The sequence below is a fragment of the Bradyrhizobium hereditatis genome (assembly GCF_020329435.1).
GTDB classification, from domain to species: Bacteria; Pseudomonadota; Alphaproteobacteria; order Rhizobiales; family Xanthobacteraceae; genus Bradyrhizobium; species Bradyrhizobium hereditatis.
Map to the genome: position 1 here is coordinate 992,937 of NZ_JAGKJK010000001.1, position 21,429 is coordinate 1,014,365.

General features: G+C 60.9%; 41 protein-coding genes. 13 read left to right on the plus strand and 28 right to left on the minus strand.

Annotated features, from left to right (window positions below; genetic code table 11):
- Positions 1–19: 19 nt before the first annotated feature.
- The 21 genes from J6524_RS04890 to J6524_RS04990 form a co-directional block, all read right to left on the minus strand.
- Positions 20–304: a hypothetical protein gene (locus J6524_RS04890; RefSeq protein ID WP_225669205.1), complete on the minus strand. Its 285-nt coding sequence runs from the start codon at positions 302–304 to the stop codon at positions 20–22.
- A gap of 279 nt (positions 305–583) precedes the next feature.
- On the minus strand, positions 584–796 hold the full coding sequence (locus tag J6524_RS04895) for a hypothetical protein (protein WP_225669206.1): 213 nt from the start codon (positions 794–796) through the stop codon (positions 584–586).
- Positions 793–1,257: a terminase small subunit-like protein gene (locus tag J6524_RS04900; protein WP_376711974.1), complete on the minus strand. Its 465-nt coding sequence runs from the start codon at positions 1,255–1,257 to the stop codon at positions 793–795. Before J6524_RS04900 ends, J6524_RS04895 begins: the two co-directional genes overlap by 4 nt.
- A gap of 8 nt (positions 1,258–1,265) precedes the next feature.
- Positions 1,266–1,736, minus strand: coding sequence for a hypothetical protein (locus tag J6524_RS04905; RefSeq protein WP_225669208.1), 471 nt, complete (start codon positions 1,734–1,736; stop codon positions 1,266–1,268).
- Between the two features lie 191 nt (positions 1,737–1,927).
- Positions 1,928–2,134 carry a hypothetical protein gene (locus J6524_RS04910; RefSeq protein WP_225669209.1) on the minus strand — a complete coding sequence of 69 codons (207 nt, stop codon included), beginning with the start codon at positions 2,132–2,134 and terminating at the stop codon, positions 1,928–1,930.
- Positions 2,135–2,290: 156 nt separating this feature from the next.
- Positions 2,291–2,458, minus strand: a complete 168-nt coding sequence (locus J6524_RS04915; RefSeq protein WP_225669210.1) for a hypothetical protein — start codon at positions 2,456–2,458, stop codon at positions 2,291–2,293.
- 411 nt (positions 2,459–2,869) lie between these two features.
- Positions 2,870–3,136, minus strand: a complete 267-nt coding sequence (locus J6524_RS04920; RefSeq protein ID WP_225669211.1) for a DUF4326 domain-containing protein — start codon at positions 3,134–3,136, stop codon at positions 2,870–2,872.
- Between the two features lie 11 nt (positions 3,137–3,147).
- Positions 3,148–3,399, minus strand: a complete 252-nt coding sequence (locus J6524_RS04925) for a hypothetical protein (RefSeq protein WP_225669212.1) — start codon at positions 3,397–3,399, stop codon at positions 3,148–3,150.
- Positions 3,400–3,445: 46 nt separating this feature from the next.
- On the minus strand, positions 3,446–3,607 hold the full coding sequence (locus tag J6524_RS04930; RefSeq protein WP_225669213.1) for a hypothetical protein: 162 nt from the start codon (positions 3,605–3,607) through the stop codon (positions 3,446–3,448).
- A gap of 35 nt (positions 3,608–3,642) precedes the next feature.
- Complete coding sequence (locus tag J6524_RS04935; protein WP_225669214.1) at positions 3,643–3,819, minus strand: hypothetical protein; 177 nt, start codon at positions 3,817–3,819, stop codon at positions 3,643–3,645.
- Positions 3,816–4,049, minus strand: coding sequence for a hypothetical protein (locus J6524_RS04940; protein ID WP_225669215.1), 234 nt, complete (start codon positions 4,047–4,049; stop codon positions 3,816–3,818). Before J6524_RS04940 ends, J6524_RS04935 begins: the two co-directional genes overlap by 4 nt.
- 20 nt (positions 4,050–4,069) lie before the next feature.
- Positions 4,070–4,246, minus strand: coding sequence for a hypothetical protein (locus J6524_RS04945; RefSeq protein ID WP_225669216.1), 177 nt, complete (start codon positions 4,244–4,246; stop codon positions 4,070–4,072).
- On the minus strand, positions 4,243–5,082 hold the full coding sequence (locus J6524_RS04950; protein WP_225669217.1) for a hypothetical protein: 840 nt from the start codon (positions 5,080–5,082) through the stop codon (positions 4,243–4,245). The genes J6524_RS04945 and J6524_RS04950 overlap by 4 nt, the downstream gene beginning before the upstream one ends.
- Positions 5,079–5,273, minus strand: coding sequence for a hypothetical protein (locus J6524_RS04955; protein WP_225669218.1), 195 nt, complete (start codon positions 5,271–5,273; stop codon positions 5,079–5,081). Before J6524_RS04955 ends, J6524_RS04950 begins: the two co-directional genes overlap by 4 nt.
- Entirely contained in the window at positions 5,263–5,505 is a 243-nt protein-coding gene (locus tag J6524_RS04960; RefSeq protein ID WP_225669219.1) for a hypothetical protein, read from the minus strand. The genes J6524_RS04955 and J6524_RS04960 overlap by 11 nt, the downstream gene beginning before the upstream one ends.
- The gene (locus J6524_RS04965) at positions 5,502–5,795 is read right to left on the minus strand and encodes a hypothetical protein (RefSeq protein ID WP_225669220.1); all 294 of its coding nucleotides are present in this window, start codon (positions 5,793–5,795) and stop codon (positions 5,502–5,504) included. The genes J6524_RS04960 and J6524_RS04965 overlap by 4 nt, the downstream gene beginning before the upstream one ends.
- Positions 5,792–6,016 carry a hypothetical protein gene (locus tag J6524_RS04970; RefSeq protein ID WP_225669221.1) on the minus strand — a complete coding sequence of 75 codons (225 nt, stop codon included), beginning with the start codon at positions 6,014–6,016 and terminating at the stop codon, positions 5,792–5,794. Before J6524_RS04970 ends, J6524_RS04965 begins: the two co-directional genes overlap by 4 nt.
- A complete protein-coding gene (locus J6524_RS04975; protein ID WP_225669222.1) occupies positions 6,013–6,453 on the minus strand; it encodes an HNH endonuclease in 441 nt (146 codons plus the stop codon). Before J6524_RS04975 ends, J6524_RS04970 begins: the two co-directional genes overlap by 4 nt.
- Positions 6,446–7,018: a helix-turn-helix domain-containing protein gene (locus J6524_RS37830; protein ID WP_376711975.1), complete on the minus strand. Its 573-nt coding sequence runs from the start codon at positions 7,016–7,018 to the stop codon at positions 6,446–6,448. The genes J6524_RS04975 and J6524_RS37830 overlap by 8 nt, the downstream gene beginning before the upstream one ends.
- On the minus strand, positions 7,019–7,264 hold the full coding sequence (locus J6524_RS04985; protein WP_225669223.1) for a hypothetical protein: 246 nt from the start codon (positions 7,262–7,264) through the stop codon (positions 7,019–7,021). It abuts the gene before it with no gap.
- A 221-nt stretch (positions 7,265–7,485) separates the two neighbouring features.
- On the minus strand, positions 7,486–7,857 hold the full coding sequence (locus J6524_RS04990; protein ID WP_225669224.1) for a hypothetical protein: 372 nt from the start codon (positions 7,855–7,857) through the stop codon (positions 7,486–7,488).
- Between the two features lie 191 nt (positions 7,858–8,048).
- On the opposite strand from J6524_RS04990, the gene J6524_RS04995 reads away from it, so the two are divergent.
- Complete coding sequence (locus J6524_RS04995; RefSeq protein ID WP_225669225.1) at positions 8,049–8,390, plus strand: hypothetical protein; 342 nt, start codon at positions 8,049–8,051, stop codon at positions 8,388–8,390.
- A 405-nt stretch (positions 8,391–8,795) separates the two neighbouring features.
- Here the strand turns inward: J6524_RS04995 and J6524_RS05000 are convergent, their stop codons facing one another.
- Positions 8,796–9,170, minus strand: coding sequence for a helix-turn-helix domain-containing protein (locus tag J6524_RS05000; protein WP_225669226.1), 375 nt, complete (start codon positions 9,168–9,170; stop codon positions 8,796–8,798).
- 130 nt (positions 9,171–9,300) lie between these two features.
- Between J6524_RS05000 and J6524_RS05005 the strand changes: the two genes are divergently transcribed.
- The 12 genes from J6524_RS05005 to J6524_RS05060 all read left to right on the plus strand — a co-directional run bounded on the left by J6524_RS05005 (position 9,301) and on the right by J6524_RS05060 (position 16,843).
- The gene (locus tag J6524_RS05005) at positions 9,301–9,870 is read left to right on the plus strand and encodes a hypothetical protein (RefSeq protein ID WP_225669227.1); all 570 of its coding nucleotides are present in this window, start codon (positions 9,301–9,303) and stop codon (positions 9,868–9,870) included.
- A gap of 5 nt (positions 9,871–9,875) precedes the next feature.
- Positions 9,876–10,208: a hypothetical protein gene (locus J6524_RS05010; protein ID WP_225669228.1), complete on the plus strand. Its 333-nt coding sequence runs from the start codon at positions 9,876–9,878 to the stop codon at positions 10,206–10,208.
- A 103-nt stretch (positions 10,209–10,311) separates the two neighbouring features.
- Complete coding sequence (locus J6524_RS05015; protein WP_225669229.1) at positions 10,312–10,626, plus strand: hypothetical protein; 315 nt, start codon at positions 10,312–10,314, stop codon at positions 10,624–10,626.
- On the plus strand, positions 10,610–11,404 hold the full coding sequence (locus tag J6524_RS05020) for an ERF family protein (protein WP_225669230.1): 795 nt from the start codon (positions 10,610–10,612) through the stop codon (positions 11,402–11,404). The genes J6524_RS05015 and J6524_RS05020 overlap by 17 nt, the downstream gene beginning before the upstream one ends.
- Positions 11,405–11,407: 3 nt before the next feature.
- A complete protein-coding gene (locus J6524_RS05025; protein WP_225669231.1) occupies positions 11,408–12,430 on the plus strand; it encodes a hypothetical protein in 1,023 nt (340 codons plus the stop codon).
- An 11-nt stretch (positions 12,431–12,441) separates the two neighbouring features.
- The gene (locus J6524_RS05030; RefSeq protein ID WP_225669232.1) at positions 12,442–13,050 is read left to right on the plus strand and encodes a lambda exonuclease family protein; all 609 of its coding nucleotides are present in this window, start codon (positions 12,442–12,444) and stop codon (positions 13,048–13,050) included.
- The gene (locus J6524_RS05035) at positions 13,047–13,505 is read left to right on the plus strand and encodes a recombination protein NinB (protein WP_225669233.1); all 459 of its coding nucleotides are present in this window, start codon (positions 13,047–13,049) and stop codon (positions 13,503–13,505) included. Before J6524_RS05030 ends, J6524_RS05035 begins: the two co-directional genes overlap by 4 nt.
- Positions 13,502–13,915, plus strand: a complete 414-nt coding sequence (locus tag J6524_RS05040; protein ID WP_225669234.1) for a hypothetical protein — start codon at positions 13,502–13,504, stop codon at positions 13,913–13,915. The genes J6524_RS05035 and J6524_RS05040 overlap by 4 nt, the downstream gene beginning before the upstream one ends.
- Positions 13,915–15,132, plus strand: a complete 1,218-nt coding sequence (locus tag J6524_RS05045) for a hypothetical protein (RefSeq protein WP_225669235.1) — start codon at positions 13,915–13,917, stop codon at positions 15,130–15,132. The genes J6524_RS05040 and J6524_RS05045 overlap by 1 nt, the downstream gene beginning before the upstream one ends.
- A gap of 148 nt (positions 15,133–15,280) precedes the next feature.
- Positions 15,281–15,511: a hypothetical protein gene (locus J6524_RS05050; protein ID WP_225669236.1), complete on the plus strand. Its 231-nt coding sequence runs from the start codon at positions 15,281–15,283 to the stop codon at positions 15,509–15,511.
- A gap of 53 nt (positions 15,512–15,564) precedes the next feature.
- On the plus strand, positions 15,565–15,810 hold the full coding sequence (locus tag J6524_RS05055) for a hypothetical protein (RefSeq protein ID WP_225669237.1): 246 nt from the start codon (positions 15,565–15,567) through the stop codon (positions 15,808–15,810).
- Between the two features lie 31 nt (positions 15,811–15,841).
- Entirely contained in the window at positions 15,842–16,843 is a 1,002-nt protein-coding gene (locus J6524_RS05060) for a tyrosine-type recombinase/integrase (protein WP_225669238.1), read from the plus strand.
- A 53-nt stretch (positions 16,844–16,896) separates the two neighbouring features.
- On the opposite strand, the gene J6524_RS05065 is transcribed toward J6524_RS05060, so the two are convergent.
- The 6 genes from J6524_RS05065 to J6524_RS05090 all read right to left on the minus strand — a co-directional run bounded on the left by J6524_RS05065 (position 16,897) and on the right by J6524_RS05090 (position 21,426).
- On the minus strand, positions 16,897–17,418 hold the full coding sequence (locus J6524_RS05065) for a MerR family transcriptional regulator (RefSeq protein ID WP_225669239.1): 522 nt from the start codon (positions 17,416–17,418) through the stop codon (positions 16,897–16,899).
- An 80-nt stretch (positions 17,419–17,498) separates the two neighbouring features.
- Entirely contained in the window at positions 17,499–17,828 is a 330-nt protein-coding gene (locus J6524_RS05070) for an integration host factor subunit alpha (RefSeq protein WP_225669240.1), read from the minus strand.
- Positions 17,829–17,960: 132 nt separating this feature from the next.
- The gene (locus J6524_RS05075; protein WP_225669241.1) at positions 17,961–18,938 is read right to left on the minus strand and encodes a beta-ketoacyl-ACP synthase III; all 978 of its coding nucleotides are present in this window, start codon (positions 18,936–18,938) and stop codon (positions 17,961–17,963) included.
- Positions 18,935–19,996: a phosphate acyltransferase PlsX gene (gene plsX / locus J6524_RS05080; protein WP_225669242.1), complete on the minus strand. Its 1,062-nt coding sequence runs from the start codon at positions 19,994–19,996 to the stop codon at positions 18,935–18,937. Before plsX ends, J6524_RS05075 begins: the two co-directional genes overlap by 4 nt.
- 300 nt (positions 19,997–20,296) lie before the next feature.
- The gene (locus J6524_RS05085) at positions 20,297–20,884 is read right to left on the minus strand and encodes a YceD family protein (RefSeq protein ID WP_225669243.1); all 588 of its coding nucleotides are present in this window, start codon (positions 20,882–20,884) and stop codon (positions 20,297–20,299) included.
- Positions 20,881–21,426 carry a ubiquinol-cytochrome C chaperone family protein gene (locus tag J6524_RS05090; RefSeq protein WP_225669244.1) on the minus strand — a complete coding sequence of 182 codons (546 nt, stop codon included), beginning with the start codon at positions 21,424–21,426 and terminating at the stop codon, positions 20,881–20,883. Before J6524_RS05090 ends, J6524_RS05085 begins: the two co-directional genes overlap by 4 nt.
- Positions 21,427–21,429 lie beyond the last annotated feature (3 nt).

Below are 21,429 nucleotides of genomic sequence, written 5' to 3' on the forward strand. Positions count from 1 at the left end.
CCCCTTTGCGTGGATTGCCTCAGTAGAGTTCACGCAGGCGCGGCGGCTTGAGATCCGCCACGCTCACACCCGGCGGCAACTCGCCGGCGGACTTCAAGTCGGCTTCCGATCGGATCGCCCCGATAGCCGCGCCCTTCGCATAGTTCGCCGCCGGCGGCGCCAGCTTGCCGCGGACGAAGTTCAGCGCCTCGCCGATATCCGAGCAGGCGAACAGCATCGCGCAATATCGGTGCGGCTCAGACGGGCGATAACCCTCATTCACCACAAACCCGCCTTCCGGCATCGCCTCGATTGTCAAACACATAATCCCGCTCATTGCTCACCCCCTGCTTTTCATGGCCGAGTTGATAGCGGCCAGCTCTTCCCGCTCGAACCAATCAGGAGCCGGCGGCGGAGCAGGAGGCGCCCAAGCCCTCCGAAGTGATCCCGAGCAGCTTTCGCACAGGTGATTTTCGGCCTCCGCCAGCGACGTAAGCTTGATGCCGCCGGTAACGAACACGATGCCGCGACCGGCATTCTCCGGCGCGATCGAAACGCGACACAAATTGCACTCAAAAATCCGCTTAGTGGTCATTGCTCCCCCTCAGTGAAAAGCCACGCCGACGCGGCGCAGATACCGAGCCTCATCAATCGCGCGATCGAAGTCCGCGCGCTCTATCGCCTCGAACGCGGCCAGGAACGTTTCCCAATCGACCGGCTCGAAATCGTATTCCTGCGGCAAGCCGATCAACTCGCCGAACGGAAAGCGTTTCGGGCGCAAGAAGCCGGGAAAGATCCCCCAATGCGAAACAATCATTGGTCCCCCAGGTTTTCAGGGACCGGCACCGCCACGAGCTCGATCCGGGTAATTTCCGATTTGACCGGCCCGCCATCCGGCCCGCTGATTTCCGACGAAACCTTGTCGCCGTACTTTTTCGGGTTCAGCCGAGCCGCAAACCATTTGCGCGTATCGACCCGGAGCCGAGAGCGCGCGATGACGTCATGGTTGGTCGCCTCGTGGCCGTCCTCATCCGTGTAAGTGTCGTTTCGGCCGTCGTCGGCAATTTCCAGCGCCTCTTCCGCCAGGGCGTGAGCCCGAGCCTCGCTCGCGCGCGCGTATTGGTCGCGAAAGTCCTGGTGCTCCGCCAGCCACCGGAAAACCGTCGACTTGTCCGGCATGTCCTCAGCCTTGCAAATGGTGCGCAGGCTTTCGCCCTCCGCCATTCGAGCGCAGATCAGAGCGACGAGCTCCGGCGAATAGTCAGACGGCCTTCCCATAGAGACGCTTATCCGAGATCGTTGGCGAACTGGCCCATGATCGCCAGGAAGTCATCGGTCTGCCCGTCGACCTTCTCAGCGACCTTGCCAACGGCGCCGGCGACGGTTTCACGTTGACGGGCAAGCGAGGCTTCCAGGATCCGGACTTGCGCCGCCTGGATTTCGCCCATCATGCGAACGTGATCTTCCATGATCTTCGCGACGCTCGCGCCGGTGGATGCCGGATTGGTCATGCTTGGAGTTCCTTTGGAGATGGCCGGCGCAGCGATCGCCTCCGGCTTGTCAGGGATCAGGGACACAGGCGGAAGCTTGATCGCGTTCCGAACAGCCGCCTCGATTTCAGCGTCAGAGGCCGCAGCGTCGACCGCAGCGGAATAGCTCCCCCAACGCAGGAGAATTCGACCTCCCTCAAGGCTCATCGTCAGGGCTTCAATCCCCGCGACGTCCGCCATTCGTGTTTTCAGATCGTGAATGCTCATCGTCGCTTCGCTTTCTAAAAAGAAACCCGGCGCACACATTCACAGCGGGCGCCGGGTTCAGTCAGGGAGGAAGTTTCTATGGCTCGCCCGCGGATTACTTGGCCTGATTTGCCAGCTCTACGGAACGTCGAAAGTGAAGCGTCTTACTGCTTTGCGTTGATAACAGCGGGGATAACTACGCTGATGTGATGTTAATGCGAACCGAGAGCCAATTCCGCCAGCCGCTTCATTTCAAGCGCTACAAAGCGCCAATCAATGTCGTCCGGCTCTGGCCGCTCTGGAGGCTCTTTCGCATTAAGAATTTCCCGCAGAGCAAACTCCAGACGCTTTTCCCGTTTGGTCATGTTCTCGGTTCCTGCTGAGTAAGGCATTTCCTGCATTTCTTCTGCTTCTGGCATTCCCAGATCGCGCACTCGATGATGTTTGGATCGTTGCAGGGATAATCAAAGCCGGCACCACCGCGGCGCATCGCGATCTCCAAACTTTTTTTGGCCGCAGCGCTGATCTTCCGTACAAGTCTAGCCATGCTCAATTCCTTCGCACATATGCGCCAGTCACTTCTGCTGCTGATGAACGCGAACCGGCTTGGCGCCCATGATCCAGTCAAACATTGTCGGCGCAAAGGGGCACGGGAAGCCGAGTAGTTCCGATACATTCCAAACCACAGCGGCGGCGAAGCCGAGCGGGCTATAGGTCCAGAACTTCCAAAGCGGAAAGATCATGTCTGCTCCTTAATGCGCCATTTCGGTTACGCGCTTCTTCAGCCACGCATAGTGCGTGGTGAATTGAAGCGAAACTGCCACCAACTCCCAGCCGGCATCGCCGAGCACGTTCAAATCGCGCTCAGCTGTCGCTCGCGCGTTTCCAGGCGATAATTCTAAGACCCGATATTCCCACCGCTCTCGTTCTGCCATGCTCGACCTATACCTATTGCTGTTGCGCCACATGCGAGACGCGGATTCCGTCTGGCTGTAGTTCCCAATTGCCATTGTCTGCCTGCTCTTTCGGAAACTTCCCATGCCATTTGCCGTAATAGCACTCGGAGCAAGTCGGGGACTTCTCGCCCCAATATCGGCCGAGAGCGGTGTTCTCGACGGCGTTACACTTGGTGCAGGCGAATAGGGGCATGTTAACTACCTATTTGCGAGTTCTAGAAGAACGTCAGCGTGGCACTTTTCGCCGATCTTGCACCAGCAGGCCAGATTCTTGCCGCGGAGCGTCGGTAATGCATCCAAGACCTTGCGCGCTCTTTCGCTGGAGCCGCATAGCCAAGCCTGATACATCCGCTGCTCGAACGGCTTCGGCAGCGGATTGCCAAATAGTCCGGGCCGGCCGACATAGACCGTGTTCGGCGGCATCTTCCAGCCTCTGGTTCGCTTGCGCTGAATCCGCTGCGGCATGCGTTACCTGTCTACATACGCGCATTGATGCGCTCTGTGGATTCCCGGCGAACTTGCTCAATCTGGTCCCGAGTGATCCCGCCGTTGGCCTTGAACCAGTCAAACGAACCATCTCTCAAGAGGCCCATCCGCTCCAGTGTGAGCACCATCGTCAATGGGCCGAAGCCGAGAATATCGCCCATCGTGATTGCCATTCGGCGGGTAAACTTATCCTCGCCGTCAGTGATGCGGCGAAAGAGGTCATTAATCTCCGCATCGGTCATAGTGAACCTTTTTCATAAGCGGTGAAGGTTTTTCGGTCACGACGCGTTAAGGAAGCCGCCAGCGGCGGCGCTCATCCTTGGTCAGTGCCTGACTGGCCGCATAGGCTCGGCGCTCGTTGAACTCGCGGGCATCCATACCGCGCTCAGCCGCTCGCATCTGACGATGGTTCTCGGCGTGGCGCTCGAATATTTCTTGGTCGTCTTCCATCGTTCTCTCCAATGTTAAGGGGTGGGATACGTGAATTAGCCCAGCATCGTCGCTGCGGCCTCTTCCTCAGCGCGCCACGCTTCGCTGACGGTCATCCCCGCCTCGAACGCCGGTCGCCACGCCTCAGCGTCGCAATAAGGTTTGCCCGGGTCTGTGGCGCCACAGTCCTCGGCAAGCTGCTGCAGATCGGCAACGTAATCCTCAAAGGTCATATTTGCTTCCTTTCGTTGGCTGTAACTTGGCACTGTCTGTTCCAAGCTGTTCGGTAGTCCTCGATAAGGGCTCGGGCCAGCCGCAGGTCGCCACGCAAACGCTCGATTTCGTCGGCGGCCTCATTCAGAAGCTTGCGGCCATCCGCATAATTCGGCGAGTGATAGCAAGTCGGCTGGACGTACGCGCCTACCTTAGGACTGTCCCGCAGCCGATCCACGATATCGCTCATGTTCGCGTTTCCTTGCCGTTTCAGCGCGCGCCGACAATTTGAATATCCCAGCCCTTGCCGGTGCGGTCCTCGTCTTGCTCCTGATCGGGCCAGCGCGATCGGGCAAAGGCCGCCGCCCGTTCAAGGTTCTTGAAAGGGCCGTGCACGCCGCCGCGGTGGTCGACCACCTCACAAAGCAAGTTCGGTATTTTCATCACCCCGCCTTTCGGATCTTGAAGCCGGTTTCTGCGTCGATGCCGTGCTTTTCCAGGAGCTCGCGCGGCGCCCGGCAACCGCCCATGCCCGGTTCAGGCCCGGCATAGCGCGACCAGGGACCGCCCCTAACCCACATCGAAATAACAGCGTCCCAATTGGTCACAGCAGCGTAGCCGGCGCGCTCCGCTGGTGTTGGCGGCCGCTTTGCGTGACGTTCGGCTAACGCGCTATCGAAATACGCCAGCGAAGCAACGTCCGGCTTCCGCCGGCGGAGCTCGCGGACGACCTCGCGGACCGTGCCGGGATCGTATCCCTTGCCGAGCCAGTCAACGACGCGCGATAGGTCGACATGGCTTCCGAGGATTTCCCGCAGATCGGCGCGCAGCGCCTCTTCCACCAAATCAATTTGATCAGCGCGCGGCGCGTCTGCTCTGCTCTGCTCTGTTTCTGTTCTGCTCTGCTCTGGGGGTGTTACTGTAACGTCCGGTGAAACGTTTCCGAAACTGTTGATTTGCTGTTTCACCTTGTCGCGATGTTTCTGGACGCGCTTCGTTGAACTGTCCGACTTGTATTGACGACCCGCCCAATTGTGCGGGGCAAAGCCGCCCTCGACCTTATCGAGCAGTCCGGCGCGGTGCAGCTCGACCACCAAGGCGGCCGCGCGCTGCTCATTCATGCGGAGCGCAAAGGCGAGATCCTGAGCCGCCGGCAACACGCCGTCATTGCCCGAAGCGACGCACAGGCACGCCACCCAATGCCAGCGCGTAGCCTCCGGAAGCTTCATCACCTTTGGATCGTTGATAACGTCCCGGTACATCCGAAACCACGGATTGTTCATTGCTCCCCCGCCGCCCGTTGCTGATTGAACAGCGTCGCACCCAGGCCGACGCCTACCTTGACCTCTACGCAAGCCAGCCGGTCGCGCCCGGCCATTTGGTCAGCAAGTTCGCGCGACGTGTACACAGAGCCGCAAGCGCCCATCAGAGGGCGATAGAGGTTCACGAAATAGGTTTGGGCGTCAGTAGCCATCCAGGCCACCGCGCTTATAGGGAAGCTCCGGCGCGGCTTCCTGCGAACGATCCCGCAACCACGCCAGGCGGTTCGCGGCGTCAGCCGGGCGCATATGCAACGCCGAGGCGATATCGCTGGTATCTTTCTTTTCGGCCCACAGCGCCAAAATCATGCCGTCCCGCGCAATGTCGCTGTGATCCTGCTTCATTTGCCCAGCGGCATAGACTCCGGGAAGGTGTAGCGCTCTCATTGGTCGACCCTTTCGCGCAGTTCGAAGAAGCCGGCGGCCTCCGGATGGATTTTCAGGAACCAGCGCGCTAGCGGCGCGGTCCAATTGTTGTTTGCCTTGAAGCCGCGATTGCCGCGCTCAATGTGCATGTGCCAGCGGACACGATGCAGGATCGCGTCCGCCGAGTAGCGCCTGAAGCCGCTGGCGCGGACCTCGAGCGCAAGCTTTTCGAAGCTGTGGCATACGTCGACCGGGACGCCTTCCGGATAGGCCGGTGGCGTCATCAGCTCGAGCAAAGGCGCGGCGCTCATTTGGGCCCCCGCGTCAGCCGGAGCCGAGCCCGAGGCTTGCCCGCCGGCCCGTAGAATTCGACCAGGCCGAGGACGCCGAGCGCGTTCCACATCGACCGCATGACCGGCGCGAGCTCGCCGGCGGCGAGCAGCAGGCCATAGCGATCAAACACGCCGTCGCCGTTGTGTTCGGCGAGCCATTTCAGCGCATCCTTTTGCGCGCGCGTTAAGCCCGGCCTCATCGCTTGCGGTTCTTTCGGTTTTGCGAGCGCGTCGCCCATTCCAGGTTGTCGCGCTGGTTGTTGAGGCTTTCGCCGTCTTGGTGGTCGCCGATCGTATGCAGCTCAGAAGGCGGCGGGCCCTTCCGCGCGCAAATCTCTTTGTGCATGTAGACGGTGACGCTTCTGGACGTGCCGTCGCCGTTGGAAATCCGCGGCGTTCGGATAGCGTACCGCTTGGTTTTCGTGCGGTCCCAATTCCACTTCCACCGCCATTGCGTCACCCACTCGTAATCCTCCGCCGACACAAGACAGAAGATTTCGCAGTCCCTGTCGAGATAGACGCGGCGCGGCGCGCTGGCGTCGATCGCCGCCACCGGGAAGGCTTCCGCGGTCGACCGTATCCAGGCGTCGGAAAGGTTGAGCCGATCACCCTCCGGGATTGCGAGACGATCACTCACCGCGGCGCGCCTCGATTTCCGCGCGAAGCGCTTTCACAAAATCCGACAACTCGGGATCGAAAGAACTCGGATCTTCCGCGCTGAATTCGACCTTCGCCGTGATCTTGCGAACCGCGTGCAAAACCGTCGTGTGATCGCGGCCGCCGAAGCGCCGGCCAATCTCCGGCAGGCTGCGGCCCGTCATCACTTTGGCGAGATACATTGCGACTTGCCGCGCGCGGACTAGCTGTTTCGTACGGCGATCGGCGCAGATTTGAACCAGGTCGATGCCGTATGCATTGCAAACCACGTCCTGAATTTCAGAGACGCGTATTGGCACTGCTGCTCGAACGTCGACAATCGAGAACCACGGCTTTTTCATCATCGGGAGAGCAAGCGCCGGCGCTTGTAGCGCGACGACGTCCGCCGGCGGATCGGGTTGCGCGGCAACCGCCTCGGGTGCCGCACCTTCCCGCTTCTCTTTGAGAGCCGCGGCCTTCTCAGCGATGGATTGCCGGAATGCCGACCGGCGCTGATGCGCCTCCAATTCGGTTTTCGTTGGTTGCCGCGCGACTGCCGCCGTCATTTAGCCCCCGATCTGGCGCGCCAGAGCCTTAGCCTCATCCACCAAATCCGAAGAAGCGCCGCACGCCGCTTCGGTGATTGCAATTTCATGCTTCAGCTTCCCCAATTGCCGTTTGCATTCGGCCTGATAGGCCGCCTTCAAACGCATGTACGCGGTAACGCCGATGTCCCTGATTGACGCGGGGCGGTATCGCAGCCGCCACATCGTCCCGTAATCCACCCCGTAGTCCCGCTCGATTGAGCGCATTGCTCTCTCGGTGTCGCCGGGCCCGCGGGTCCTCATCCTCGTTAGGTCTCGCGACCATTGAACCGCTTCATCCAGATACGCAGACCGCGGCATTTGCTTTCGCTCCAAAACAATTTGCACACTTGCAAAAGTCGCCATGTTGAACTTCCGGCATGACGCGCCCGGACAACGACAACGAACCCTTCCCCTTTCAGTCACTCGCAGCGATCACCGCGCGCGTGCTACAGCCCGACAAAGATCAGAACAAAGAGCGCCCAGAACGCCCAACCGGCAGCGCCGATGAGCACGACAAAGAACAGCGCGCCGAACAGCAGCGTCAGTACGTCCAGCAGCGCTTGCGAGAACTTGCCGCGTTCGAGGCGCGGGCCCGAGGCGACCGGAAACGACGGTGAAACGTTTCGCTCCGGTGCAACCGATTGAAATTCCGAAGGCGGAGAAAAACGGATCATCATGAAGTACCACCGCCCGCAATCGGAGCTGCTGGTGACGTCTTCATTCCCCACAATGACGCTGGAGCGGTCTTGCCCCTCGCCCTCAGAGCGGCGACCACCGCGACGTACGTATTCGACGGAAACTTGCCGCCAGCCTTCCACATGGAAACGGCGCTCGGCTTACTCCCCGTGAGCCGCTCAAGGGCGCCATTACCGCCGAGGGCATCAAAAACGTCAGCTATCGTATCAAGGGTTTCAAGGCTCATGGCCTTTGCTAATTCAAATTTCCTGATTTAGCAAGATCCAAAAAGCTTCGGTTCCAAATAATTTGAATTTAGGTCATTGTCGGCCGCATGGCGGGAACCAAGAAAGCAGGCAGATTTTCCCCTACCGCAATCAGAATGCGGGCGATCAGGCGCGCGTCCGCTCACCCGACGCCGCAAGCTTTCGCGGAGTTTCTTGGAATTACGGTTTCACGGCTTTCGAACGTCGAAAACGGCCACGCGATCTCGCGCATGCTCCAGGACATTATCGTTCAGAAAATGCCCTGGATCAGCCGCAGCTACCTGATGGACGGGAGCGAAGACTCCTTAACGGGCTTCACGCTTCAGAAGCTTGCGCCTTTGATTGCCGAGGAGAGCGACACCACCGCCCCACGCAAGCGCTCGCCATCGCGCTCCGTGGCCGGCCGTTGATCGCCGCAAAGAAAGCCCTCTACCAGCTGGCGCGCCAGGCTCAGCACGATCAACGCCTCCCCCGGATCCTCCGGTAGCGCCCCCACGATCTGAATTGCGTGGCGACGTCGCCAATTATCACTTTCCATAATTGCCCCAGCCATGTTTGCGGACTGCAAAAGGCACAATCCAGCCGCGAATATGTCTGGTTACACGCGCGCGCCGCAAGAGATTAAGTGTCCAATTCGGACACTCACAACCAGCACGAATATTTCCTGCAATGTTTCGCAACCGACGCGGATTTACAGCGACATTAGCCGGCCCAATGTTGGAAATTTTCGTGAGGGCTGTGGAGATCGCTTCAGGGGGGCATCGCGCCATAGGACGGCGCATTAGCTTGCCCGAGTTGCCGGCCTACCTTTTGCCTTAGCGCCCGTGCGGGCGCGCCCTTTCCAAGATTTTCATCAGCCTGTTGTGAGGGTCGGGCTCCATGGCGTTCTCTGCCATATAGTAGCGCTTCCCGACGCGAACGACTCGGCCCAGCTCGATCAAGTATTCCAGCCGCCTGTAGACTGTCTGGCGCGTCAGGCCGCTGTGTTGTGCGATTTTCGTGACTGTGGGAGGCCGCCCTTCGGCCTCCCCCACAAAGACGCACATCACCGCGATTAGCGCCTCGAGATTTGCGTTCGTCAGGTGCGGGAACATCCTGCCGCACATCAGTTTTGTCAGGTCGATGTAGGCCCGCGCCAGGAAGAGCCGCTCCCGCAGCTGAGCCTCGGTCATACGCTGCTTGTTGCGCATACGAAGCATCTCGATACCCTACCAGACCCGCGCAGGCCAACGCGCACTCTGATATCAAATTTTTTGTATTAGGAGCTTGCTAATTCAAATTTTCTGAAATACAGTTCCCCCATCAGCAAGGGGAACGCCAATGTCCTACTACGCAGCAAACCCGCACTACGCCGCCGACGACTTCAGCGCCCAGCGGGCCCGCGAAGCGGCCGCAGACTTCGAAGCCAGCCGCTGGTTCAACGACCTCACCAAGCCGCAGACGGACCGCTTCAATCAGCGCATGGCGGATATCGCGCCGTACAAGGGTGCCCCGCGCTGGACCAATGAGCGCGAAGCCGCGATGCGCGAATTCTACGAAACCACCAAGGAAGCGGCCGAGATCTGCGAAATGGTCCGCCGCGACATGCTGGCGACCGGCGAGGTCAGCGAAGCGACCTCCTGCGCCTTCGACGAACTGATGACGCGCCAGACGATGGCGGTGGATGGCGCCCGCGCCGAGTTCCGCGCGATCACTGAGGCCGCGATTTTTCCCCGCCTCCCCTCATATGAAGAGGCGCTGCAGAACGCAGATGCCGCGCGAACCCTGTTCGATGCAAGCAAGGGCGGCAACGTCCGCGGCATCACCGAAGATCACCGCTTTCAGTTGGTTAGGGTTTTCGGTCGCCTCCGACTGGTCGACGCGCTCGCGACTGCACAGGCCGCGGAGTAACGGCGATGGCGATTGGAAATTGCGATTGCTGCGACCGAATGAACGTTCCCGGCCACGTCGTGAACTGCCCGGGCGAACCTTTCGCTTGCTACATCTGCCAAGGCGACGACGACGCGGACCCGTACTGCGAAGCCGAGATTGAGCAGCCTTGCCCGGAGTGCAAGGGCGACGGCGGGTTTGAGCACTTCACCGGCGGGTACAACCACTACAACGGCGAACCGCACACCCGCTGGAGCCGCTGCGATGCCTGCGAGGGCACCGGCAGCGTTTTCGAGCCGGCGTGTCCGGCTGCCTCTCTCGACGATCTTTCCGAGCGGTGCGGAGACGGCGCCCGATGAAGCAGTTTTTCAGCGCACTGGACGCGACCGACATTCGCGACCTCGTCGTGATCGCCCTCTTTATCGGAACGCTCGAGATCGGCGCGGCACTCGGGGCCGGCGCATGAGCAACACGAACATTGCATCAAAGCGGGCCTACGAGCGCCGGACGTTTGATTATTTCGATCGTATGCCAAAGGAGGTCCGCGAGGCCGTTGCCAATGCCCGCTTCGATTGGGCGCTGGCGCCATTTGATCGTGCGCTCCGGCAGGGCGCGCCCGGCGGCGTCGTGGTCGCTGCCATCAAGCACTCCGACCTTGTGGAGACGGCCAAAACCCGCTTCCGCGCGTGGGGCGGAGACTACCCGATTTTTGAAGGCGAAATCGCCCACATCAAGTTCACCAGGAAGAGGAAGAACCGCAATGTCAGCCGTCGTTGAAATGCCCGAACAGCCGCGCCGCCGTGCCACCGTGCCGGCTGTCGCCGCGAATGTCGACCTCGTTCAAGCCGCTCTGAAAAGCGGCAACGTGGAAATGTACCGCGAAGCCGTCGCCCTTTTCAAAGAGCTGGAGGGCATGGCCGCGCGCAAGGCGTTTGACAACGCTATGGCCGACGCAAAGGCGAAGATCCCAGTAATCCGGAAAAACCGCCGCGTTGGCTTCGACCACAAGAGCGGCAGCGATCGGACGGAATACAGCCATGAGGACATGGCGGAAATCGCGCGCACCGTCGACCCGATCTTGTCGGAATTCGGCCTGTCCTATCGCTTCAAGGTTTCGTCGGACGTCAACCAGCCGGTGCGCGTGACTTGCATCCTCTCGCATCGTGACGGGCATTTCGAGGAAACCGCGTTGACCGCCGGCCGCGACGACAGCGGCAAGAAGAATGCAATCCAGCAAGTCGGATCAACCATCACCTACTTGCAGCGGTACACCTTGAAGGCCGCGCTTGGCCTCGCCGCCGCGCAGGATGATGACGGGCAGAGCAGCGAGAGCGCCGAGCCCGAGACTTACGCCCCGCCGCCCGGTTCGATCACGCAGGACCAGGTTGATTTCCTCCGCGACGCGCTCGCCGAGAAAGGCGCCGCCGTTACCGCCTTCCTGCAATTCGCCGGCGCCAAAGGCTGGTTCGCCGGCCGAAAGCAGCGCCTCGAAGAACTGCCCGCCAAGCACTACGCCGCCGCCGCCCACGCCATTGCAACTTTCAAGAAGGCTTGAACCATGAACGCGCTTGTTTCCCTCGACAGTATTTTAGAGCCTCAGCAGGCCCTCACCGCAACGTCGCTGTTCGGCAGCGGCCAAGTCGAAACCATTCTCACCGCGATCGAAAAGGACGTTCGCGCCGAGGCTTACGACATCACGACTGAGGAAGGCCGCGACCGGATCAAGTCGGTTGCCTACAAGATCGCGCGCAGCAAAACCACGCTGGACGAGATCGGCAAGGAACACGTTGCGCACATCAAGGCGCAGTCCGCGGCAATCGACAAAGAGCGCAAGACGCTTCGCGACCGACTGGACGCACTTAAGGACGAGGTTCGCGGCCCGCTCACCGCATGGGAAGAGGCCGAGGCCGCCCGCGTCGACGGGCACGAACGCGCGCTAGTCGAGATCGTGGAGAGCGTTCGCTTTGCCTCGACGGTTCCGAGCTCAAATCTGATCGAGCAACGGATTTCCGCAGTCAACGACCTGTACAATCGGGATTGGCAGGAATTTCAGGCGCGCGCCGAGGGTGCCGCATTTGAAGCGAATGCGACGCTCGAAACCATGCTGGCGACTGCCAAGCAGGCCGAGGCTGACGCCGCCGAGCTTGCCGAGCTGCGCCGGTTGAAGGCCGAGCGCGAGGAAGCCGACCGGAAGGCTGAGGCCGAGCGCATCGCCGCCCAGCAGGCCGCCGAGCGCAAGGCGTATGAGGAGCGCCGGGAGAAGGAGCGAGCCGAGAAGGCCGAGCGCGACAAGGCCGTCGCCGTTGCCGCCGCGATCGAAGCCGAGCGCGTCCGCGCCGAGCAGGAGAAGGCCGCGGCGATCGAGGCCGAGCAGCGCCGCCATGAGCAGGCAGCGCGCGACGCCGCCGCGAAGAAGGCCGCCGAGGAAGCCGCAGAGCAGAAGCGCCAAGCAAACACCCGGCACCGCGCAAAGGTTCACAAGGCGATCGCCGAGGCTATCGCGCCCCACACCTGCGACGTCGACGCACTGGTTAACGCCATCGCCCGCGGCGACATCCCCCACGTTTCAATCAACTACTGAGGTATTTTCCTGTGGAAATTATCAACTGCGAACAGAACTCGCCCGAATGGTTCGAAGCCCGCCGCGGTATCCCGACTGCCTCACAGTTCAAGGCGATCTTGGCGAAGGGCGAAGGCAAGACGCGCCGAAGCTACATGCTGAAACTTGCCGGCGAGATTATCACCGGCGAGCGCATGGAGAGCTTTTCCAACGAGTATACCGAGCGCGGCCACGAATTCGAGCCCGAGGCGCGCGACCTGTACCAGTTCCAGACCGGCGCCGAGCTCCGCCGCGTTGGCTTCATCCGCAACGGCAAGGCCGGCTGTTCGCCCGATAGCCTGATCGGCGACGCCGGCGGATTGGAAATCAAGAGCCAGTCCCCGCATTTGCTGATTGAAACCATCCTAAAGGACGAGTTTCCGAGCGAGCACCGCGCCCAGGTGCAAGGAACGCTTTGGATCACCAAACGGGAATGGTGGGACCTCGCGGTTTACTACCGCGGCGTGCCGCTGTTCGTGAAGCGCACCCACCGCGACGAAAAATATATCCAGACGCTAGAAACCGAAGTCGACAGGTTCAACGCCGAGTTGGCCGACGTTGTGGCGAAGATCCGCGCCCGCGGCGAGGCCGTCGCAGCATGAGCGGGCGCGTTCAATTGGTCCTTACCGGCGCCGAGATCCGGCGGAAGGCAATCCGCTGGATACAGGGGACGCCGGACGGAACGCGCGTCGAATTCAAGGCACCGCAGCGCACGCCAGAGCAGAACGATCGCATGTGGGCGATGCTAACCGACATCGTGACGCAACACGCGCGCTTCAACGGCACCGATGGGCGCAAGTACACCACCAACGAGGCGAAGGTGGTTTTCCTGCACGCATGCGGGAAAGAAGTGCAGATCCTGCCGTCACTCGACGGCAAGACCTTTGTCCCCTACGGGCAATCGTCCTCAGATTTGAGCGTCGCCGAAATGCACGACCTCATCGAATTTATGTTCGCATGGGGCGCTGAAAACGGCATCGTTTGGAGCGACCCGAAGGAAAAGGCCCTTCGCGAGCTTGAGGCCCGTTCCGCGCCGGCGGAGATGGAAACAGCATGAGCCTGCGCGGAGAGAAGCGAACCGAATTCCCGCAGAGCGTCCGGAAGAAGGCTTTCGCGCGCTGTTGCCAGCAGGCGCCCGAAGGCGTCGACAACATTCCCGGCGTTCCACAGTGCGAGGGCTGCGGCGTTCAACTGAGCCCGCGCACCGGCATCATTTACGAACACGACCAGCCGGACGGCTTAGGCGGCGAACCGACCTTAGAAAATTGCAAGGTCCACTGCAAAAACTGCGCGGACATCAAGACGCACACCGAGGACAACCCGCGCATGCGGAAGGCCGACGCGGTGTTGAAGGCAACCTATGGGCTGCGGCCGGCGAAGCGGCAGCAGATCAAGAGCCGCGGGTTTCAGCCGGCGGAGAGACAGCACCGGGCATCAAGCCCCGTTAACAAATGGAGGGGGTTTTAATGACAGACGCCAGAGCATCCGCTGTGTCCCAACGCCCGAGACAGGCGGTCATTCGCCTGCTTTGGGAAAAGCAGTTTGAGGGCTCACCCTGGGCGAGCAAGTTTCATTTGATCCGGCCTGATAGCCTTGAGGCCGATTACGGCACGTTGGCCGATAAGATCATCGCTGCAATTCAGCCGGCGGGACTTGCTCAAAGTCAGGACGCCAGCGAGCCGGTAGAGCTTATTGACAAGCGGCTGGCCGATCTGCGCGAGGCCAATGAGATATTCCGCAAATCGAGCTGGTGTCGATCAAGCGACATTCAGCGCAACGACCGCGAGATACGTTGGCTGATCGACCTACGCACGATCCTGCTTACGGGGTCGAAGACACCGGCAGCATTCGAATGCATGGGCCGAAAGCAGGCATTGCCAGAGCCGGGCGAATGCAACTGGCCCGACTGCGGCTGCGACCCCTATGCGACGAAGGTAGTTGAGTCTCTCTTAGAGCAAGGCTGGTGCGATGGCACTGTCTCCCGCCAACAGGAAGATATTCTCTCGTTGGTCCGAGTATGGCGCGAGTGCCCGGAAGAAAAGCGCCCAAGCGTTGATGCGCTGCTGGATCGTATCAGGGCTGAAATCGCAAAGGAGGCACCAGAACTATCCAAGCCGACGATGAGCAATGAGATGCTATTAGGCGCCTCCGTGAGCGCTGCCGTCGTATCGTGTTGCACCCGCGGTAGATGTGACTGGTCAGGATGGATTGATTGCACAGAGCCGACAACTGGGCGCGTCAACGGTGGTGCGCAGCTTTGCAAAACGTGCGGCTTAATCGGGACTTACCAAATCGGTAAGCTGTCAATATGCAATGCGCAGCCGATCAATCCGCCCATTCTTGACGACACGGCAACAGCAGCCATCCAGCGCGTTGTAGATTGGGAAACCCGCAGCGAGGCAAACGACATTGGGGCAGAGCCTGCCCAACCATTCGCGCTAACTCCTTTGATGCTCAAGCTTCTAAAGCGAGCCTGGAAAACTACCGGCGTCATCATTCTAAGTGACGATATGGCTTTCCGGCACGCCGAGAACGCAGCCATGCGCGATCTAGCGGCTCAAGGATTGGTGCGCAGTGGCGACGATACGAAGAAAATTCCGGGACCGCCAAGGCCAACAAGTTGGTTCATAACAGATGCCGGCAAGGCCGCTCTTTCATCGACCGTTCGCGAGGGCACTGATTGACCCCGCCCGTTTGCGACGACTGCGCTAGCAAGGGCGCGCTACGGAGCGGCCCGCCCTGTTACACGGTCTGCTCAATCTGCAACATCAAGCGCGCGTGTTTCGGAGACGATCCGGATCCGATCGCGCCGAGGAGAAGGAGAATTACGGAATGGCCGGACAGCTACCCGCTACGGTGATTGAGTACATCGCATATGTCCCGATGATGAAGTATCCGACCAAGGGCAAGCCATGGTTGGCGATTTCGTGGACCAGGGCGACGGCGCAAGAAGCCCGCCGAGCGTTTTGCCGCTCATGCCATGCAGACGCAGACGCAGCCGACGCGTGGAAGGCGTTGAAAATTGAGGGCTGGCGCATCGTTCGCGTGATGGTGACGGCATGAGCAGCCGCCACACCCGAGCCACCCCGGCCGACATCGCGCGAGGATCAGCGATCATGAAGCGCGGCCTTTCCAAGCAGGAAGCCGCCGAATACGTCGGCTGCGAGACGCTGGCCGCGTTCGATCGCTGGCGCCAAAAAGGCATTGTGCCGGACGCGATCCCGGGAACGAACCGTTGGGACCGCAAGGCGTTGGACGCCGCCCTAGACCGCGCCTCCGGCCTTGTGTCAGACTCCGCCGAGGAATTGAGCCCGTACCAGCGCTGGAAAGCTGAAAATGCGTCTAAGACGAAAGCCGCTTAAGCTTCGCGGTATCAAACGAACCGCCAAAAAGATGGCGGACGGCTCTATTCGCATTTACCTGTATCACCGCGCCACCGGCCTGCCGCTGGACGAAACCAAGCTCGCCGAGAGCTACGCCGAGGCCGAGAAGAAGAAGCGGCGCGCCGGCGAAAAGACGTTGACGGACCTCATCCGGTTTTTCGACACGTCGGAGACGTTCAACTCTCTGAGCGAGGAAAGCCGCAAACAGTATCCATGGAAGCTAAAGCGGATCGAAGCCAAATGGGGCAGCGTCCCCGAGGATACCTTTAACAACTCCGACGACGCCGACGCCTTCGCCGGCGACGCGCTGGCGTGGCATCAGGAGCTAGGCAAGACCTCGCACCGCTCCGCCGACAATCTCATGTCAGCGCTGTGTCGCGTCCTCAGTTTCGCGAAGGAAAAGCGCCGGATCAAATATCACCCGATCCCCTCGTTTGAGCGGCTCTACAAGAGCGATCGGGCGGAAAAGGTTTGGCCGGAAGAACTGCAACAACAATTCATCCGCACCGCGCGGCCGGCGATGGTTACGGCAATGATCCTGGTCCGCAATACCGCCATGCGCGCAGCCGATATCCGAAAATTCCCCTGGACGCGCTACGACGGCGAGCGGATCCAAATCCGATCGAGCAAGACAAAAAAACTTCTGTGGATACCGGCCACGCGCGAACTTAAGGCACATCTGGACGGCCTCACCCGCACCGGCGCCCTTGTCATGCTGACGCCCACCGGCAAGGCTTACACCCGACGATATTTCAACGAGCATTGGCGCGAGGACGCCGACGCGGTGAACGCTGGCGAGCTCAATTTCCACGACAACCGCGGCACGGCCGCGACGCTGCTAGCCGAGGCAGGCGCAACGGCGCCGGAGATCGCCGAGGCCCTGACATGGACCGTCGACAAGGCGCAGCGCGTGATTGACGCCTACCTTGCTCGCCGCGGCGTTCTGGCGGCAAATGCTATCGCGAAACTGGAAGATCACAGAGACCGGATCGCGAACAAAAATGGCAACTAAACTGCCAACCGGCGGTTCTTGGCAGCCGCGCATATACAGCCGAGATATTGAAATCATTCGGGAAAAATGGTCGGAGCGAAAGGATTTGAACCTTCGACCCCTAGTCTCCCAGACGGCTTGCCTTTGACGAACGGCAGCAAAATGCCGTCGTCATCGGTATCGACAAAGCGATAGTCGATTTCCTTGTCTTCGCTCTCGTAATCCTCGTCCTCCGCCTCGGCCGCAACCGGCAGCTCGCCCTCGTCGGGCTCCTGCAGGCTGAGTCCGATCGCTTCCTCGACCGCGCCGAACGTAACGGCCGAGGTTTGGTCGGCAAGTCCCTGAACCGATTTGATGCCGTGCTCTTTCAGGATCCGCTGCACGCCGCGGATTGTGTAACCCTCGCCATACAACAGGCGGCGGATGCCTTTGAGCAGGTCGACATCATCGGGGCGGTAATAGCGCCGCCCGCCGCTTCGCTTCATCGGCTTGATCTGGGCGAATCGCGTCTCCCAGAACCGCAGCACGTGCTGGGGAATATCGAGTTCTTCAGCGACTTCGCTGATGGTGCGGAACGCATCCGGCGCCTTGTCCAAATGCCAGCTCCTCTCAACTCGTCTCGTTGGTGAAGACGCAGTACTCGACTTGCTACGCGGCCGATCTTACGCGAGTCTCGCTATTCGGTCTTGCCTTCACCGTTCGTAGGCGCGTGCCCATTGATCCGCTGCTTCAGAATGGCCGACGGCTTGAACACCATCACGCGGCGCGGCGAGATCGGCACTTCGGTACCGGTCTTCGGGTTACGTCCGATACGCTGACCCTTCTTGCGCACCATGAACGAGCCGAACGACGACAGCTTCACCGTCTCGCCTTTTTCCAGGCAATCGGTGATCTCTTTCAGAACGAGTTCGACAAACGCAGAGGATTCAGTCCGAGACAAACCCACCTTCTGGTAGACCGCCTCGCACAAATCGACACGTGTGACTGTTTTTCCGGTCCCGGTCATCGCCTGCCCCGCACTCTCGGCGAACAAAATTTATTGCCTGAAATTAAGCGGTTAGCACGCAATGGTCAACAGCGACCATCATGCAGAAGCATGGAACACGGCCGCATTTGAATCGATCTATTTACTCGGCGCTCACCAGCGCACGAGCGCGGAACCCCAGGTGAAGCCGCCGCCCATGGCCTCAAACAGCACCAGATCGCCCTTCTTCACGCGCCCGTCCCTTACCGCGACATTGAGCGCCAGCGGAATCGAGGCCGCCGAGGTATTACCGTGCTGATCGACGGTCAGCACCACTCTCTGCGGTGCAATATGAAGCTTGTGCGCTGACGCATCGATGATTCGCTTGTTGGCCTGATGCGGGATGAACCAGTCGATGTCCTCGGCGGTCGCGCCGGTCGCATTGAAGGCATCCACGATCACGTCCGTGATCATGCCGACCGCGTGCTTGAATACCTCGCGGCCTTCCATCCTGAGATAACCGACGGTTTGCGTTGTCGAAGGGCCGCCGTCGACGAACAGCTTTGCCTTGTGTCGGCCGTCCGAGCGCAGATGCGTCGTCAGCACGCCGCGATCGGAAGACTTGCCGGGCTGCTCCTGTGCCTCGAGCACGACGGCGCCTGCGCCATCGCCAAACAGCACGCAGGTACCGCGGTCGCTCCAGTCGAGGATGCGTGAGAACGTCTCGGCGCCGATCACCAGCGCGCGCTTGAAGGCGCCACTGCGCAGGAAGTTGTCGGCCGTGGCAAGCGCGAACACGAAACCGGAGCACACCGCCTGGAGGTCGAAGGCGGCGCCATGGCTGATGCCGAGCCCGTTCTGGACCGCAACCGCCGTCGCCGGAAAGGTGTTGTCCGGCGTCGAGGTCGCCAGCACGATCAGGTCGATCGACTGCGCGTCGATGCCGGCGTCAGCCAGTGCCGCCTTCGCGGCATTGATGCCGAGATGAGAGGTGAACTCACCTTCGGCCGCGATGTGGCGCTGCCGGATGCCGGTGCGCTGCACGATCCACTCGTCGGAAGTGTCTACGCGTGCCGCCAGTTCGGCATTGGTCAGCACCTTCTGCGGCAGGTATGAGCCGCAGCCGAGCACGACCGAACGTATTGCAGTCACGAAACAGCCTCCTGTGCGGTCTGCGCCCTGGCCAGGGCGCCGCCGTCGCGATTGAGCATTCCATTGATCTTGGTGAGGAGATCGTTGCGGACCGTCTCATACCCAACATTGATTGCGTAGGCAAAGCCTTCGGCGTCGGTTCCGCCGTGGCTCTTGACCACCATGCCGGTCAGTCCGAGCAGCACGCCGCCATTGAGCTTGTTCGGGTCTAGTTTGTCGCGCAGCGCTCTGAAGGCGCCGCGAGCGAACAAATAGCCAATTTTGGCCATCCAGGACTTCGATATTTCGGTGCGGAGGAAGTCGACGATTTGGCGCGCAGTCCCCTCGGCAACCTTGAGCGCGATATTGCCGCTGAATCCCTCGGATACGATGACATCGGCCGCGCCTTTACTGATGCCGTCGCCCTCCACAAAGCCGACATATTCGAGCTGCGGCAGGTTCATTACGCGCAGCAACTCGGCCGCCTCGCGAATCTCCTCGTGGCCCTTGATTTCCTCGACCCCGATATTGAGAAGGCCGACCGTGGGTCGCTGCAGATCGAACAGCACGCTCGCCATCGCGCTACCCATCACCGCCATTTGCACCAGATGCTGCGCATCGCCCCCGATGGTTGCGCCGAGATCCAACACGACGGAATCGCCCCGCTTCGTCGGCAATACCGCGGCAATCGCCGGACGGTCGATTCCGGGCACCGTGCGCAGGCAAAACCGCGCCATCGCCATCAATGCGCCGGTGTTGCCGGCCGAGACCGCAACATCCGCCTCACCCTTTTTCACGGCCTCGATCGCAAGCCACATCGACGACGTCTTGCGGCCGCGGCGCAGCGCCTGGCTTGGCTTGTCGTGCATGCTGACGGCGATATCGGTGTGGATGACGCGCGAGGCCGCTTTCAGTGCCGGATGCTTTGCCAATTCGGGATCGATGCTGGCGCGGTCACCGTACAACAGGAATTCGGTGTCGGGATGCCGGGTCAATGCAGTAGCGGCGCCGGGAATGACCACCGATGCGCCGACATCGCCACCCATGGCGTCAAGCGCGATTCGAACCTTTTGCGGCATGAACGTCCCGGAAACCTGATGTCTTGCGGCCTTCTTAGAGCCCGGCCGCACGCTGGATGGCACCGCTAGCCGGTGCCGGGCGAAACGCAACTCCGCGCCTCCGCCGGGCCGCGACAATAGCGTGTCCCCGCCCCGACACAACCTCTTGACCACGGTCTTTTGGCGAAAGCGACGCGCTGTGGCCTGAAATCAAAGATATAGAATATCCTATTTCGAATCAATGATTTAACGATAGCTCTTGGCAGAGCACCGCAACGACCTTGAACTGTCGGCCGCGTCACCTGTCGCTTGAACTGCCGCCTACTTGCCCTTGGGCTTCCTGGCTCGCGACTTTTTCGGGTCGACCTTCAGGGCCTTGAGCGCCGCGAACGGATGATCCTCCGGATCAGCGGCTTCAACCATCGGTTCAAATACAGCGCCGGGCTTGCGCGGATATGGATCGACCGCGAGATACAGTGCGTCGGTGGCGACCTTGCCGAGATCGATCACGCCGTTCTCGATCGGCTCCAGCGGGTCGGGCGTCTCCTCGTCGCTTTCCTCGGCTTCGTCGACCAGCGCGGCCATCTGCGGCACCTGTTCGGGGGGCGCGAAGATCAGGTCGACCGACTCATCGATGTCGTTTTCGATCTCCTCCAGCGTCACCACGCAGGTCTGCCCGATCCGCGCCCGCACGTGACCGGCCACGTGGAAACGGCCGCCGCTCTTTGGCATTACGTCGAATGAGGCCTGTGCCGACAGCACCTCGCGCAGGCCGCCCATTTCGGCCACCGCATGGCGGACGGACTGATCGGCCTCGATATCGCGGTGCAGGCCGGTCTCCGGGATCTGCGCGACCGCCACGGGTGCGCACCAGGGATCGGCCTTCTCGGTCGCGCCTGTCTTGCTCATGGCTGTACCTTCTCCGGCAGGGGAAACCTGGCCGCACCGCTCATCAGCATCGTCTCGTCGATGCCGTCCAGGGTGACCTTCGCCGTCTCGGCATAGGCGGCCAGCAGGCGGGCCTTTTCGATGTTCTCGCCGTTCAGGATATTCTTGCATATTGCCTGCGCCAGCGCCTCGCGGCCACCCGTCAGCGCCATGTCGTACGCGGCGGTCCGACCATAAAAGGCTTCGCCGAAAGCCTGCATGCGTTTGGGCACCGTAAGGTCTCCGACCCCCATCTCGCGCAAATTATCGTCCATATCGCTGCAAAAATGGTCGAACAGCCCCTGCGACAGGGCCGCACCGCCCTCCACCGACCTCAGCCGCCGCAGGACCAGCCACAAATGCAGCAGAAGCAGGTCAAAACGGCCGTTAACCGTGTCCGGAACCGCAAAGTCCCGGTAAAACAACGGTTCTCGCGCCTGCGTCACGATCATGCCATAGATGGCCTCGATGGTGCCGCGCAACGGCGTCCGGGGTTTCCTGAAGTGATTGAACGGCCAAAGCATTGT